This window comes from Mycobacterium sp. D16R24 (assembly GCF_002013385.1).
Classification (GTDB): Bacteria; Actinomycetota; Actinomycetes; order Mycobacteriales; family Mycobacteriaceae; genus Mycobacterium.
The window spans coordinates 176371-190715 of the sequence record NZ_MAEV01000011.1; the positions used below are offsets into that span (position 1 = coordinate 176371).

General features: G+C 64.7%; 17 protein-coding genes and 1 tRNA gene. 10 read left to right on the forward strand and 8 right to left on the reverse strand.

Annotated elements, in window-relative coordinates; translation table 11 throughout:
• Positions 1-4: 4 nt before the first annotated feature.
• Positions 5-1309 carry a gephyrin-like molybdotransferase Glp gene (gene glp / locus B4383_RS09925; protein WP_078290538.1) on the forward strand — a complete coding sequence of 435 codons (1305 nt, stop codon included), beginning with the start codon at positions 5-7 and terminating at the stop codon, positions 1307-1309.
• A gap of 28 nt (positions 1310-1337) precedes the next feature.
• Positions 1338-1991 carry a GNAT family protein gene (locus B4383_RS09930; protein ID WP_078290539.1) on the forward strand — a complete coding sequence of 218 codons (654 nt, stop codon included), beginning with the start codon at positions 1338-1340 and terminating at the stop codon, positions 1989-1991.
• Positions 1992-2041: 50 nt separating this feature from the next.
• Here B4383_RS09930 and B4383_RS09935 read toward each other — a convergent pair whose 3' ends face one another.
• Entirely contained in the window at positions 2042-2947 is a 906-nt protein-coding gene (locus B4383_RS09935) for a DUF559 domain-containing protein (protein ID WP_078290619.1), read from the reverse strand.
• Positions 2948-3216: 269 nt separating this feature from the next.
• Between B4383_RS09935 and glpR the strand changes: the two genes are divergently transcribed.
• Both glpR and B4383_RS09945 read left to right on the forward strand, forming a co-directional pair.
• On the forward strand, positions 3217-4209 hold the full coding sequence (glpR, locus tag B4383_RS09940) for a gephyrin-like molybdotransferase receptor GlpR (protein WP_078290540.1): 993 nt from the start codon (positions 3217-3219) through the stop codon (positions 4207-4209).
• A 49-nt stretch (positions 4210-4258) separates the two neighbouring features.
• Positions 4259-4334 (forward strand) — tRNA-Ala (locus B4383_RS09945).
• A 55-nt stretch (positions 4335-4389) separates the two neighbouring features.
• Here the strand turns inward: B4383_RS09945 and B4383_RS09950 are convergent.
• The 3 genes from B4383_RS09950 to B4383_RS09960 are packed head-to-tail and all read right to left on the reverse strand — an operon-like array spanning position 4390 to position 5720.
• Positions 4390-4614, reverse strand: coding sequence for a hypothetical protein (locus B4383_RS09950; RefSeq protein WP_078290541.1), 225 nt, complete (start codon positions 4612-4614; stop codon positions 4390-4392).
• A 58-nt stretch (positions 4615-4672) separates the two neighbouring features.
• Positions 4673-4948, reverse strand: a complete 276-nt coding sequence (locus B4383_RS09955; protein WP_078290542.1) for a hypothetical protein — start codon at positions 4946-4948, stop codon at positions 4673-4675.
• A 16-nt stretch (positions 4949-4964) separates the two neighbouring features.
• Positions 4965-5720, reverse strand: a complete 756-nt coding sequence (locus tag B4383_RS09960; RefSeq protein ID WP_078290620.1) for a helix-turn-helix transcriptional regulator — start codon at positions 5718-5720, stop codon at positions 4965-4967.
• 82 nt (positions 5721-5802) lie between these two features.
• Between B4383_RS09960 and B4383_RS09965 the strand changes: the two genes are divergently transcribed.
• The 4 genes from B4383_RS09965 to B4383_RS09980 all read left to right on the forward strand — a co-directional run bounded on the left by B4383_RS09965 (position 5803) and on the right by B4383_RS09980 (position 9092).
• Entirely contained in the window at positions 5803-6594 is a 792-nt protein-coding gene (locus B4383_RS09965; protein WP_078290543.1) for a sulfite exporter TauE/SafE family protein, read from the forward strand.
• Between the two features lie 86 nt (positions 6595-6680).
• On the forward strand, positions 6681-7316 hold the full coding sequence (locus B4383_RS09970; protein ID WP_078290544.1) for a sensor domain-containing protein: 636 nt from the start codon (positions 6681-6683) through the stop codon (positions 7314-7316).
• Between the two features lie 29 nt (positions 7317-7345).
• Positions 7346-8107, forward strand: a complete 762-nt coding sequence (locus B4383_RS09975) for a DUF1295 domain-containing protein (protein WP_078290545.1) — start codon at positions 7346-7348, stop codon at positions 8105-8107.
• A gap of 91 nt (positions 8108-8198) precedes the next feature.
• Positions 8199-9092, forward strand: coding sequence for a metal-dependent hydrolase (locus tag B4383_RS09980; RefSeq protein ID WP_078290546.1), 894 nt, complete (start codon positions 8199-8201; stop codon positions 9090-9092).
• A gap of 54 nt (positions 9093-9146) precedes the next feature.
• On the opposite strand, the gene B4383_RS09985 is transcribed toward B4383_RS09980, so the two are convergent.
• Both B4383_RS09985 and B4383_RS09990 read right to left on the reverse strand, forming a co-directional pair.
• Entirely contained in the window at positions 9147-9458 is a 312-nt protein-coding gene (locus B4383_RS09985; RefSeq protein ID WP_078290547.1) for a hypothetical protein, read from the reverse strand.
• Positions 9459-9728: 270 nt separating this feature from the next.
• Positions 9729-10052, reverse strand: coding sequence for a hypothetical protein (locus B4383_RS09990; protein WP_078290548.1), 324 nt, complete (start codon positions 10050-10052; stop codon positions 9729-9731).
• 96 nt (positions 10053-10148) lie between these two features.
• Between B4383_RS09990 and B4383_RS09995 the strand changes: the two genes are divergently transcribed.
• The gene (locus B4383_RS09995) at positions 10149-10835 is read left to right on the forward strand and encodes a DUF5642 family protein (protein WP_078290549.1); all 687 of its coding nucleotides are present in this window, start codon (positions 10149-10151) and stop codon (positions 10833-10835) included.
• Here B4383_RS09995 and B4383_RS10000 read toward each other — a convergent pair.
• Positions 10832-11443: an alpha-ketoglutarate-dependent dioxygenase AlkB gene (locus tag B4383_RS10000; RefSeq protein ID WP_078290550.1), complete on the reverse strand. Its 612-nt coding sequence runs from the start codon at positions 11441-11443 to the stop codon at positions 10832-10834. The genes B4383_RS09995 and B4383_RS10000 overlap by 4 nt on opposite strands.
• A gap of 53 nt (positions 11444-11496) precedes the next feature.
• Here B4383_RS10000 and arcA point away from each other — a divergent pair, with 53 nt between their 5' ends.
• On the forward strand, positions 11497-12711 hold the full coding sequence (gene arcA, locus B4383_RS10005) for an arginine deiminase (RefSeq protein ID WP_078290551.1): 1215 nt from the start codon (positions 11497-11499) through the stop codon (positions 12709-12711).
• Here the strand turns inward: arcA and B4383_RS10010 are convergent.
• A complete protein-coding gene (locus B4383_RS10010) occupies positions 12708-14249 on the reverse strand; it encodes a phospholipid carrier-dependent glycosyltransferase (protein ID WP_078290552.1) in 1542 nt (513 codons plus the stop codon). The genes arcA and B4383_RS10010 overlap by 4 nt on opposite strands.
• Between the last annotated feature and the right edge of the window lie 96 nt (positions 14250-14345).

A 14345-nucleotide genomic window follows, 5' to 3' on the forward strand; every position in this document is an offset into this window, starting at 1 on the left:
GCCAGTGCGTTCGGTCGAGGAGCAGCAGGCCAAAGTGACGGCGGCTGCGGTCGCGCCGCGCCCGGTTCGGGTGGCGATCGCCGAGGCCCAGGGTTTGTTGTGCGCCGAGGAAGTGGTGACCGTTCGGCCATTGCCCGGATTCGACCAGGCGGCCATCGACGGATATGCCGTGCGCAGCGTCGATGTGCAGGCCGCCGGTGGCGTGGTGCGCGTGATCAGCCCGGGTGAGGGTGGCCCGGACGAGGAAGGCGACGTCGAGGAATCCAGCGGCGAGATCGGAACGGTCGAGCTACCCGTCGTCGGCACGGTGCGGGTGGGGGAGCGCACGCCCACCCGGCTGCAACCCCGTCAGGCGGTACGCGTGCAGACCGGTGCGCCGATGCCGACCTTGGCGGATGCGGTGCTGCCGTTGCGCTGGTCCGAGGGCGGCGAGTCGCGAGTCAAGGTGCTGCGCGCAGTGCGTTCGGGTGACTACGTGCGGCGCACCGGTGATGATGTGCAACCCGGTGATGTCGCCGTGCGTGCGGGCACGATCATCGGCGCGGCCCAGGTGGGGCTGCTGGCCGCGGTGGGACGTGATCGCGTGCTGGTGCATCCGAGACCTCGGCTGTCGGTGATCAGTGTGGGTGGCGAGTTAGTCGACGTGGACCGCACGCCGGGGAACGGTCAGGTGTACGACGTCAACTCCTATGCGTTGGCGGCTGCGGCCCGCGATGCGGGCGCCGATGTGAACCGGGTGGGCATTGTCAGCGCGGACCCCGCCGCGTTTCGTGAAGTGCTCGAGGGACAGCTGAACCGGGCAGAGGTTGTCGTGGTCTCCGGGGCTGTCGGCGGTGCCGCTGCCGAGGGGATTCGCGAGGCGCTCTTGGCGCTGGGCGATATGGAGGTGGGGCGCGTCGCCATGCATCCGGGTTCGGTGCAGGGCTTCGGTCAGCTGGGCCGAGATGCGGTGCCCACCTTCCTGCTGCCTGCGAACCCGGTCGGTGCTCTGGTGGTCTTCGAGGTGATGGTGCGGCCGCTGATCCGGTTGGCGCTGGGGCGCCGGCACGCGCAGCGCCGAATTGTGCGGGCGCGCACCGTGTCTCCTATTACCTCTATCGCTGGCCGCAAGGGTTTTTTGCGTGGTCAGCTGATGCGTGACCAGGACACCGGCGAGTATCTGGTGCAGATTCTGGGAGCGCCGGGCGCGTCCTCGCACCTTCTCGCGACGCTCGCGGAGGCGAATTGCCTCGTGATCGTGCCCGCCGAAGTGGAACAGGTTCGTACCGGGGAGATCGTCGAGGTCGCGTTCCTGGCACAGCGCGGATGAGCGTCTGGAGCGAAGACCAGGAGCCCGCATGAGCGTCTGGCGTCAAGAGAGTGCGCACCCTGGCTGGCCGATGCCGCTCGGAAAACTGCGTGTGCCCGCGGGTGTCGTGTCGGTGCGGCCCATCCGGTTGCGCGATGGGATGGCGTGGAGCCGGGCTCGGCTGGCCGACCAGACCCATCTGCAACCGTGGGAGCCGTCCTCGGAGGTCGATTGGATGGCGCGCCACGGTGTGTCGTCGTGGCCCGCGCTGTGTTCGGGTCTGCGGGCCGAGGCCCGCAAGGGGCGGATGATTCCGTGCGCGATCGAGCTGAACGGGAATTTCGTCGGGCAGCTGACGATCGGCAACATCGCGCACGGCGCGCTGCGTTCGGCGTGGATCGGGTACTGGGTGGTCAGCACGGTGACCCGGCAAGGGGTGGCGACCGCGGCACTCGCGCTGGGGCTCGATCACTGTTTCGGGCCCGTCACCCTGCACCGGGTGGAGGCAACGGTGCGGCCGGAGAACGGGGCCAGCCGTGCGGTGTTGTCGAAGGTCGGCTTTCGTGAGGAGGGGCTTCTCAGGCGGTACCTCGACGTTGACGGCGCCTGGCGTGATCACCTCTTGGTGGCGATGACGGTCGAAGAGGTGCGAGGTTCGGTGGCCGCGATGCTGGTGCGTTCCGGAAACGCCGCCTGGGTCTGAGCGCGTTCTGTCTCTCTCGCTCCTCCCGTATCTCCCCGCGAGTCTGCGTCTCACGACGCTTTCGGGGGGAAAACCGTCGTGAGACGCAGACTCGCGATACGAAGTGCTTCGTCGACGCGGCTGACGATCGTGCCTGGACGGTGCCGAAGCAGCTCTGAGGTCACCCGGATGATCGTCCAGTCTTCATCCGTGAGTGCGGCGGCACGGTCGATGTCCCGGGATCGCTGGCGTGCATCCGTCCAATGCTGCGCGCCGTCGAACTCGATACCGACCTTCGCTTCTTCCCGCCCCATGTCCACTCGTGCGACGAAGTCTCCGAATCTGTCGAACACTCGAATCTGTGTCTGGGGCTTGGGGAATCCGCTGCGGACTAGAAGTAGGCGAGCACGGGTCTCTTGTGGTGACTCGGCTCCCGCGTCGACGAGTTCAAGCACCTCGCGTAGGAGCACGACGCCGCGGACGCCCCGATGATCAGCGAGCACCGCGTGCACCTGAGAGGTCGTCAGGCTGGTCGCGTTCATCAAGGCATCGATCCGTTCTACGGCGTGGTTGATAGTCAGTCGTCGCCCCAGGTCGAACGCCGTACGTGCGGGCGTCGTGGCCTTCATGCCGTCGACCTCGGTGATTTCGTTCGCGAGTAACGAATCCTGGTGGACCGTTAGTCCGGACGGTGTCCGGTAGTTGCCACATACGAGTTCTGCGGGTCGATCGCCGTCGATCCATTTCGCACCGTGCAGTGCAGATGCCGATAGCCCAGCGACAATGCCCAGGCGTCGCGACCAGTGCCAGGCCGCGACGGCCCGCTCGGTTGCGGTGAGCTGTGCATCTCTTGGCACGAACACGCCTGGGTACAGCTGCCGATACAAGCGGCGCAGCCGGCGTTCGGAGATTGCACCGGACGCGAGAGCGTCGGCTGAGCGGAATGGCCAGGCTGGTAATGCTGGAATCTCCCCCATGGAGCGCAGCGTCTCACCGCGCTCCGACACCCTCGCGGTGAGTCTGCGTCTCGCGACGCTTTGGGGTGGAAAGCCGTCGTGAGGCGCAGGCCCGCCAGATATTTGTGAGACAGATGTGACTATTGGGGCCTGTGAGGCTTGCCCCTGTAGAATTACAGGTGTGTAATTGGTATCGGCGCGCCTCATAGCGTGCGCAGATCGCCAACCTAGCCTTGACCTGAGGCTTAGGCGCAGGCACACCTGACGCGCGCAGAAAGGAGCAGGCCGACATGCCGAGCATCCCCCAATCGGTGTTGTGGATCGGACTGGTCGTGCTGTGGCTGTTCGTCCTGGTGCCGATGCTGATCAACAAGCGTGACGTGGTGAAGCGCACGAGTGACGTCGCCCTGGCGACGCGGGTCCTCAACGGAAAGGCCGCCAAGCTGCTGCGCCGCACCGGCCCCGCCGCCGGTCACCGCAGCGACCCAGACTTCCGCCGTGAAGACGTCGACGAACTCGAGGACGAGGACGACGAAGACTCGACCGGAGTGATCGCGAGTGCGCCCACCGAGGAAGACAAGGACGCCGCGCAGGCCGTGAAGGCCATGGCCGTGCGCAAGGTTCGTTCCGAGAAGATCGACAGCGACGACCCCGTCGATGTCGTTGACGAAGACGCGTCCGCATTGCCGGCCGGTGAGGCCGCGCTGTCCGATGACCTCGAGGACTTGGAGGAGGCGCCCGTCACCGACGCCAATTCGGGCACCTACGAGTACGTCGACGACACCTCAGGTCTGACCATTCCCGCCGAATCGACGCGGGAACGGCACCAGGCGCCGCCGATGTACAGCTCGTCGCGTCGCCGCCGGTTTGACCCCGACACCATGGCCAAGGAGAACGCACGCAAGTTCGCGTTCCGCAAGCGTGTGCTGATCGGTCTGGTTGCGGCCATGACCATCGCCGGTGTGGTGGCCGCGACGGCAACCAGCACTGCGTGGTGGGTATGCGGCGCACTGGCCGTGATGGCGGTGCTCTACCTGGGCTATCTGCGCCGTCAGACCCGCATCGAGGAGCAGCTGCGCCGTCGTCGCGCGGCGCGATACCAGCGAGCGCGTGTGGTCGGCGTGGAGAACGTCGCGGACCGCGAGCTCGATGTGGTTCCGCAGCGCCTGCGCCGTCCGGGAGCGGCCGTCCTCGAAATCGACGACGAGGACCCGGTTTTCGAGCACCTGGATTACTACGACGAGCCGCGGCAGTACCGCATGCCGCACGCTGTCGGCCAGTAGGTATCTGATTCGGTCTGACGCGGGACGGCTGGTAAGGTCTTAGCGTCTTGGGGCTATAGCGCAGTTGGTAGCGCGTCTCGTTCGCATCGAGAAGGTCGGGAGTTCGATTCTCCCTAGCTCCACCAAGAACCCCGCTTGTCGGGGGGTCGTTACCGTGAGACGCGCGAGACGGAGCTCAGTTCACTCGGCGGATTCCTCGGGTGATTCGGGTTCCGTGGGACGTTTCGCGGTGCGGGCCGGGTTGCCGATACGGCGGTTGAGCGCATACACAGGAGCTGCTGCCCGCGCCACCAACGGCGGTATCGCCTGTCGTGCCTTGCGGGTGTTGAAGAGCCCAGCGTTCATGCCGATACCGACAAAGGTCATCGCCACGATCACTGCTATCCCGACGAACGTTGTCGTCATACGCCCCACAGTATCGTCAAGCGCTGACCTGTGCTTCGAGGCTGTGGCGTGGGAGATCTCAAGACCGAGAGAGGCGTCGCGCCCCCAGCCAGCCAATGCCTGCCACCGCCGCCGGGACCCCGAACACCGCCAGCAACACCGGGAGTTCCTCCGCGACGCCGTACCCGGCCTCGAACACGCCAACCCCCATGTTGAACACGGCAACGCCGGCCCAGGCGACCAGGAAGTGCGTGACGGCTGTCTGTACGCCGATCCTCTTGGCCAGCGCGCCGACGGCAAGAAACGCTAGTGCTGCGATAACTCCGATGATGATGATGATCGCGGTCCGGCTCATAGCGGTGAACTCTAGGTCATCGGATGCTGGACGGGGCAATGTCGAATGTTCTTGTGAAGGCGTAGGAGAATGCGGCGGGCGTGGCGTAGCCGAGCCGCCCCGCAACCTGGGTTACCGAGTGCTGCCGCAGCAGCGGAACCGCTGCCAGCAGCCGTGCTCGGACACGCCAGGCCGCCGGGCTCATCCCGACTTCTCCTCGGAAGCGTCGAGTCAGCGAGCGCTCGCTGGTGTTCAGCCGGTGCGCCCATTGGGCATTGGACACCGAGACCTCCGGTGCCTCGAGGTAGTGCCGACACAGCTCCAGCAAGTCCGATGACCGCGGTATGTCGACATGCAAGGGCAGCGCGGTGAAGGACGCCAGTTCATGGAGTAGCAGCGTGGTGAGTGCTCCGTCGCGTCCCGAGCGATCGTAGTCGGCGGCTAGATCTGCTGCCGCGCTGAGTAGTTCGTGCATCATCGGGCCGACGTCGACGACCACGCACGACGACGGCCACCACGGAACGGCCGACGGCTCGATGTAGAGGCTGCCGGTGCGTACCTCCAGCATCCGCACTCGATGGCGGGTGCGCGCCGGGATCATGACGGCGCGACGGGTGGGCACCGTCCAGGTTCCGGCGTCGGTGTCCACGATCATCGTTCCAGTGATTCCGTAGAGGAACTGTGCGCGCCGATGCTCATGCCAATCCAGTAGCTGCCCGTTGGTGTAGTCGGTGGCGATCGGCAGTACATCGTGGGGCAGGTGGTCGACGTCGGCGAGCGGGACATTCCGCATCTGGTCAGGATATGGCCGAAGTTCGAATGAATTGAGCAAGCATTCGATTGTCGGAACGGCGACCACCGGCTGGACTGGTCGTATGAGCGTAATCGGGTTGGTGGTGATCGGAGTTCTTACGGGGCTCACCACGGTGCTGTTTGGCTTCGGCGGCGGATTTGTCACCGTCCCGGTGATCGTCTGGGTCGACGGCGCGTTGGGTGATGCGGCAACGGCGGTGGCCGTGGCGACCTCCGCGGTCGTCATGGTGGTCAACGCGGCAGCTGCCACTGCCGCTACCTCGCGAGCCACATTGGTGCACTTGCGAAGTGCTGCGGCCGCCATCGCCTTGCTGGGGTGTGGGGGTGCTCTCGGAGCGGGACTGGCCAGGCTGGCGCCTCCGTACCTCACCACGTGGGTATTCGTGATCTATCTGGTGATCACGATCGCCGACGTGCTGCTGCGCCCCGGATTCCTGCGCCACCCGACCACGATCGACCGCCCTGCGCGCGAGTTCGGCATCTCGCCCATGCTGGGGGTCCCCATCGGTGCGGTCGCCTCATTCCTGGGGGTGGGCGGCAGTGTGATGACGGTTCCCTTGCTGCGTCGCAGTGGCCAGCAGATGAGTATGGCTACCGCACTCGCGAATCCGTTGACGCTGGCGATCAGCGTGCCGGCGTTGGCGATCTTTCTCACCAGTACGTCGGCAGCGGTCACGGGTGGGCCATACTTCGTCGGTGCGGTGGATTTTCGCTCTGCTGCAGCGCTTCTCATCGGCGCGCTGCCGTTGGTGATCTGGCTGCGGCGGCGGCCGCCCCGGCTTCCCGACACCGCGCATGCCTGGGCCTATGTCGGGCTGCTGATCATGTCGGCCGTTGCGATGGTGCTGTTGTAGCGGCCGTGGACGTCCTCGCCCCAGACTTCACCTGATCGTCCCCAAGTACCCAGGGACTTCCCAGGTTGACCCTTCACAATCTTCAGATGGCGCGGACAGCATGGGTCGGATCGGGCCTCCTCGCACTTGTCGCGGTTGCCGGCTGCTCTCATCCGGCCAGTCCGGTGGCCTCGGAAAGACCGGCTCCTGAGGTGACCGAACTCAAAGTTAGTGCTGCTGCGGCAGATTCGCTGTTCGCGGGGCTCGACGAGATCAAGTCCCTGGGCTTCCCGACGGCCGATAAGTCACAGACCGACACGCAGCCGATCTATGGGCCTGCCGTGGACCCCGCAGACCCGTGTGGGCTATTGCAGGCGGCGTCACAGGGCGACTTGGGCGATGGTTGGCAGGCATTCCGCCAACTCAATGTCGGCAGCACGACCAACCCGCATCAGATGCTGCACGAGGCCATCGCGATCTATCCCGACAAGCCCGCTGCCCAATCGGAATTCCGCCGTCTGACAGAGGCATTCACCAAGTGCAGGGCGCAATCGCCCAACGCGTATGCCTTCGGTATGCGTAACCCGATCACGATCACGTGGGCCGATAGCACCGGCGCCACGCACGTGCACACCACGGGCAATGTGGTGTACGGGGTGACCTCCACCGGTGCCACCGACAACTCCGAGGTCGCCGGTCAGGTCGCCAACCAGTTGAAGACGAACATCATCGACCCTGCTTAGAACCACCGTTCACTGGGTACTGTCCCGGTGTGCTTACAGAGCTGTATCACGCTGCGATCATCTTCCTGGTAGTCCTGGCGGTCGTCACCTTCATCAGTGGCTTGTGGTTCACCAATCCCTACGGCCGGTTCGCCAAACCGGACGAGAAGTTCACCGCCCCCGCGAAGATCGGTTGGCTGATCTTCGAATGCCCGCAGTGGTGGGCGTTCACGGTCACCTTCTGGATCGTCGCGCATCATCAGGGCGCACCGGCGCTCGTGCTGTACGGCCTGTGGCAGTGTCACTACCTGTATCGCGGACTGATCTATCCGCTCTCCCGCAGGGGCAGCGGAAAACGCTTCCCCTACAGCGGAATCGCATTCGGCTTCGTCTTCAACGCGGTCAATGGTTTCGCCAACGGATACGCCGTCGCATTCGCCGCGCATCTGCAGAGCCCCACCTGGTTCACCGACCCCCGGTTCATCCTCGGCGTGCTGGTCGCGATCACCGGTTGGCTCGTCAACTTCCAGGCCGACCGCATTCTGATCAATCTGCGCGCCGACGGTTTCGATGGTTACCGCATTCCGTACGGCGGCGCGTTCAGGTGGGTGTCGGCGGCCAACTACTTCGGCGAGATCATCCTCTGGGCGGGCTGGGCACTGATGGCGTGGACGCTGCCCGGGCTGATTTTCGTGCTGTTCTCAATCGCCAATCTGCTGCCGAGGGCGCTCTCGATCCATCGGTGGTACCGCGAGACATTCGCCGACGAGTACCCCCGCGAACGCAAAGCCCTCGTTCCCGGGCTGCTGTAGAAACCTAAACCCTGACTTTTACGCACTACTTCAAAACGTAAGCGATTCGTGTAACACTGAGTTACACGATCAATGTGGAGGTGTGTGCGATATGGCTGCTCCGGTAACGGCCTCATACCCGAAGACTCGACGCATCAGATTTTGGTTCGGTGACCCCGTCCCCATGCGAAGGCACTTCGCCGACAATGACATCGCGCTGAGCCATGTCCTGGCGGGTGCCTCCGCGGTGTTTCCGCCGGGGGAGGAGTTCTTCGTCCGATCGGTGCGTCGCTACGCCGACCGGATCACCGAGCCGACGCTCAAGAAGCGCGTCGCCGGGTTCATCGGTCAGGAAGTCACCCACGGTCTGCACCATCGCGAGCTCAACGAGAAGCTCACGGAAATGGGCTACCGCAGCAAGATGGTCGAGACGATAGGTCGGCGCTCCGGCAAGGTCGAAGACCTCGTCGACAAGTACCTGCCCAACATGGACCGCCTCAAGTACGTCCGGCTGACCATGCTGGCCGCTACCGCCGCGCTCGAGCACTACACCGCGGTTCTGGCCGAGCGCCTGCTGGAAAGCGGGGAGCTGCAAGGCATGGTGACCGATGACGAGGTGCGAAATCTCTTGTACTGGCACGCGATCGAGGAACTGGAGCACAAGTCGGTGGCCTTCGACGTCTACCGTGCGGTCGGCGGGCCCGAATGGCTACGGCGTGCCGTGATGGCCGTCATTTGGACGGGGACGGTGCCGTTCGCCACCGCGGGCTCGTGGTTCTCGATCGTGTGGAGTGATCCGGACGGTCGGCGCCAGCCCGGGCGGGTGCTTCGCGAAACGATCGGGTTGGTCCGTGGGCCGCTGCTGAACGACGGCATGATCGGCAGGCTGGCCTTCTATATGAAGAAGGGCTTCCACCCCGACGATCTCGGCACCGATGCGCTCTTGGACCGGTGGAGCGCCGAGCTGTTCGGCGCCGAGGGCACTCTGGTCGATCATTTGAAGTAGAGACAACAATGCCCCGGGCTTGTGGCCCGGGGCATTGTCAGGTTACCGCTGTGTTCAGCAGCTCAGCGCGACATGCGCGACCTTGCGATCGACTGTCGGCACCGTGGTGGGGTTGTTGCGCAGATCACGTGCCGCTTGCACGTTGTTGACGGGCGACTCCTGTGTCACCGACTCGACGGTGCACTTGGTCAGGTCACCGGCGCCGGTCTTGGAGACGATCACTCGGTACCCGTTGGACTTGAGGTCATTGATGACGGCGCTGGCATCGCCCGATCCCGCTGGTCCGGCGAGCGCGACACTTGCCGATCCTAGCGATGCACCGATGATGCCAGCTGCGGCAATACCTGCAAATAACAATTTCTTCACGATTTCACTCCTCTCGCCTCGTTCCTCGTGGCCTACGTGTTACGTGGATGTGTCCGCATACCACACAAAGACCCAATTCCCGACTCGCTGAATCATCAACGTTCGTGAATCTGTCCAGTCCAACGCGGTAATACTCGGATTGATTCCCACTCGGGGAAATTAACGTCAAATTCACAGGCGGGTCTGCGCGTGCTCTTAGGCGGAAGGCGTACCGGGATCTACGAGCGCGCAGCACTCAGCGAACTGGCAAATCAGATCAGGTAAGGCTAACTAAACGTTGCAGTTAAGGGAGATGTACACCAATTTGTGGTCGAGTACCCGAACCGGCAGCACCAGCCACTTGCCGCTGGGCATCCAGGTGCGCTGATATTCGGTGCGATAGACATCCTGGCCGTTGCGGATGTTGGACACCGTGCACTTGTTGGTCGGGGCGGAACCGTTTCGGTCGATGATGACCTGGTAGCCCTGCGACTGGTACTGGTTGATGACCGACTGTGCGTCATCGGCGAGTGCAGTCCCGGGGGTGAGGGCCATCAGCGCTCCGACGCCCACTGCCGTCAGACACAACCGACCTAGCCTAACCACCGTCTTCATCTCACACCATCCTCACAGTTTCTAACTCTTGGCCACACAGACATTGTTCCCTATAGGTGCCATCGATTTTCCGGTCCGAATCGATACAGTGGCCGGGTGTTGAAGCCGGTGACCGTCAAGAGCTGGGGAATCTGGGCCACCTGTGCGCTTGCGCTCGTCGTGCCGGGTTGCAGTCGAACCGTCCAGAATCCCGTCAATCACAACGTCAAGATCGGAAACATCGCCGCGCTGAAGAGCCAGTTCGGGCCGGAGTTCGCGATCAAGACAATGGAACCAGCGGGGATGGACCCCAAGCTGCTCTCGCCCGCCCCGCTGCCGCCGGGGATGACGGTGGAGCCCGCGGGCTGTGCCAAGTACAGCGGCGGCAGTGCGGTGCCTGCCGGGCTCAAGGGGAACATGGCCGCGCTCACCGCCACCGGTGCGGGTAATCGGTACGTGGCGGTCGCGGTGGAAACCTCCCAGGAGGTCCCGTTCGATCCTGCCGTGCCGGAGGAATGCAAGAAGGTCGGTTTCCGCGGCAACGGAGTCGTGGGACAGACCGAGGTGGTGGATGCGCCCGCCATCGACGGTGCGCGCACGCTCGGCATGAAGCGTGACGTGCTCAGTGGCACGTCGGGCAGGGCCGTCGGCCAGGAAGTGCTGAACTACTCGGCATATCTCGGTCGCTACATGGTCGTGGTCACGGTCAGTCCGGTCGCGGTGGGGAATGTGCCGCCCGCGCCACCCGATGGCAAGCGCGCGTCGGAGCTGTTGGTCAAAGCGGTAGCCGCCGTCCGTTCCTAACGCACGTCACGGGGCCGGTACTGCAGGCTGATTCGCGGGCCCACGGGTTTGGATGTCTTCGGGATCGCATGTTCCCAGGTCCGTTGGCAGGTGCCGCCCATCACCAAAAGATCGCCATGGCCCACATTGATGCGGATCGACTCGCCGCCGAGCCTCGGCCGCAACGCGAAAGTGCGTGTCGCGCCGATGCTTACGATCGCCACCATGGTGTCTTCGCGTAGGCCGCGACCGATGGTGTCGCCGTGCCAGGCGACGCTGTCGGTGCCGTCGCGGTACTGGCACAGGCCCACCGTGGTGAACTGCTCACCGAGCTCGGCGGTGTACTCGCCGTTGAGGCGATCGCAGATGCTCTCCAGTACCGGATGCGGTGGCGGGCCCGCGGTCAGATCATGGAAGCTGACCAGTCGGGGGACATCGAGGGTGCGGTCGTACATGCGGCGGCGCTCGGCGCGCCATGGCACCTGTGCCAACAGCTGGCCCAGAAGATTGTCCGCACGCCCAAGCCATTCATGGTGTACCTCGAGCCAAGCGCCACCCGCCAATTCGCGGCGCGGGACCGGTGGTGCGCCAAACAGGGATGCCTGCACAGTGTGTGGAGAGGCTGTCACACTCCCATGGTATCGCACACACGTTCGATTGCATGGCAAGCTAGCGTCATCTCATGACGGATGCTCCAGTGCTGGGTGCTAATTCAGAGGTGGGACGGCTGCGGGCGGTCGTGTTGCACCGGCCCGGCGACGAGCTCAAGCGGCTCACCCCGCGCAACAACGACCAGCTGCTGTTCGACGGACTGCCCTGGGTCGCGCGCGCTCAGGAGGAGCATGATGCCTTCGCCGGCGTGCTGCGTTCGCGGGGTGTCGAGGTGCTGCTGCTCTCCGAATTGTTGCGCGAGGCGCTGGCCAGCGGTGCCGCGCGGGTACAGGGCATATCTGCGGCGGTCAGCGCGCGCAGGCTGGGCTACGCGCTGGCGCAAGATCTTTCGGAGTATTTGCGGTCGCTGGAGGCCGCGGACCTCGCCTACGTGCTGATGTGTGGGATGACGTTCGATGAGCTGCCCGTGGGAGGCAAGGTGGCGCAGCCGTCCTTGGTGCGGACCATGCACCATGGGTCGGATTTCGTCATCGAGCCGCTGCCGAATCTGCTGTTCACCCGGGACTCGTCGTTTTGGATCGGCCGCAAATTCGCGATCACCTCACTGGCACTGCCGGCGCGGGTGCGTGAGACCTCGCTCACCGACCTGATCTATGCCCATCACCCGCGATTCCTCGGAGTCCGCCGGGCCTATGAGTCCCATTCGGCCCCTGTCGAGGGTGGTGACGTGCTGCTGCTGGGCCCCGGGGTGGTGGCGGTCGGAGTCGGGGAGCGCACCACGCCTGCCGGTGCGGAAGCCTTGGCACGCAGCCTGTTCGACGACGATCTTGCCCACACCGTGCTCGCGGTGCCCATCGCGCAGGAACGTGCGTCCATGCACCTGGACACCGTGTGCACCATGGTCGATACCGATGCTGTCGTGATGTATCCGGCGATTCAGGATTCTTTGTCGGCATTCACCATTCGTCGCACCGACAGCGGGGTCAGCATCTCGGGTTCGGATCCATTCGTGGAAGCGGCGGCCGATGCGATGGGCATCGGCAAGCTGCGCGTCATCGATACCGGGCTGGATCCGGTCACCGCCGAACGCGAGCAGTGGGACGACGGGAACAACACCCTGGCGCTGGCTCCCGGTGTGGTCGTCGCCTATGAACGCAATGTGGAAACCAATGCGCGCCTGGAGGCTTCGGGTGTTGAGGTGCTCGCCATCTCGGCGTCGGAATTAGGTACCGGCCGGGGCGGGCCGCGCTGCATGTCCTGCCCGGTATCGCGCGATCTGCTCTAGCGCCAGCTGGGCAGCCACATCTCCATGTTCCACATGAACGGTGAGATCGCGGCACCGGTGAGTATCGGGTACAGCCAAGCGAAGTTGGTGACCACCACCGCCAGGTAGAACGTTGCGATGAACATTCGCAATGTTTTCCGCTCCGGATTGGCCACCGGCTTGCGGAGGAAGTCGCCGATGATGAACGCGATCATCATCACCAGGAACGGCACCATCGGGGTGGCATAGAAGAAGTACATCTGCCGATCGATGTTGCCGAACCAGGGCAGCCATCCCGCGCAGTACCCGACCAGTGCTGCGGCGTAGCGCCAGTCGCGGCGGACCACCGTCGCCCAGGTGGCCCATAGCAGCACCGGAACCGCAAGCCACCAGATGGCCGGGGTGCCCACCAACAACACCGCGCGCACACAGGAATTGGCGCCACAGCCGGGAATGTTCTTGTCCTCGATGGCGTAGAGCAGGGGGCGCAGCGACATCGGCCACGTCCACGGCTTGGACTCCCACGGGTGGTGATTGCCGTTGGCGTTGGTTAGCGTCGAATGGAATGTGTAGACGCTGTGCGTGTAGTACCAGAGCGATCGAAGGGCATCGGGCACCCAACTGCCGACCCCGATTTGGCGTCCCTCGGCATGCCTGTTGATACCCGTCTCGGAGGCGAACCACGACCAGTACGAGGCCATGTACACGACGAACGGAATGACCAGCAAGGCATACAGGGCCGGTCCCAGATCGCGTACCGCGGTGCCGGCCCATGGCCGCTGCACCCCGTACGCGCGCCGTGCCGCGATGTCGAAGGCGATGCACAGCACTCCGAAGAACGCGATGAAATACAGCCCCGACCACTTTGTGCCGCAGGCCAATCCGAGCAGGATCCCGGCCCCGAAACGCCACCAGCGTACGCCCAGGCGCGGACCCCATACGGTCTCGCCGATCCGCCCGTCGAGATAGGCGTTGTACAGCCGTTCCCGAACCTGATCCCGGTCGACGATCAGTGCGCCGAAGGCGGCCACCACAAAGAGCGCGTGATACACGTCAAGCAGTGCGGTGCGCGCGGTGACGAAGCTGACCCCGTCCGCGATCAGCAGCACCCCTGCGATGGCGCCCACCATGCTGGACCGGCCGATCCGCCGGGCGATTCGGGCGACCAGCAGCACCAGGATGGTGCCCGAGAGCGCGGCGGCGAACCGCCAGCCGAACGAGTTGTATCCGAACAGCCATTCGCCGATGGCGATCATCTGTTTGCCGACGGGCGGGTGCACGACGAGCCCGTAGCCGGGATTGTCCTCAACGCCGTTGGTGGCGACTTGCCAGCCCTGCGGCACGTAGTGCTTCTCGTCGAAGACGGGGGTACCGCGATCGGTGAGTGCACCGACACTGATGAACCGAGTGAGCGCCGCGATTGCGGTGATGACCGCGGTCATCACCCAGCCCTGGAACCGATCGGTGGGTCCGAAGTCCGCGGGCGGTATCCGGGGTCCTGGCGACTGGAGATCCGACTCGGCTGCCGAGGTCGGCGGCAGGGTTGCGGGCACGGTCACACGGTCGATCGTAGGGGAGGGCTCGAGACCGGCATCTTGGTGCGGCGGGCTGGGGTACCTCCCGCATGCGGGGGCGAGCGGCAGCGAGGAGGGACT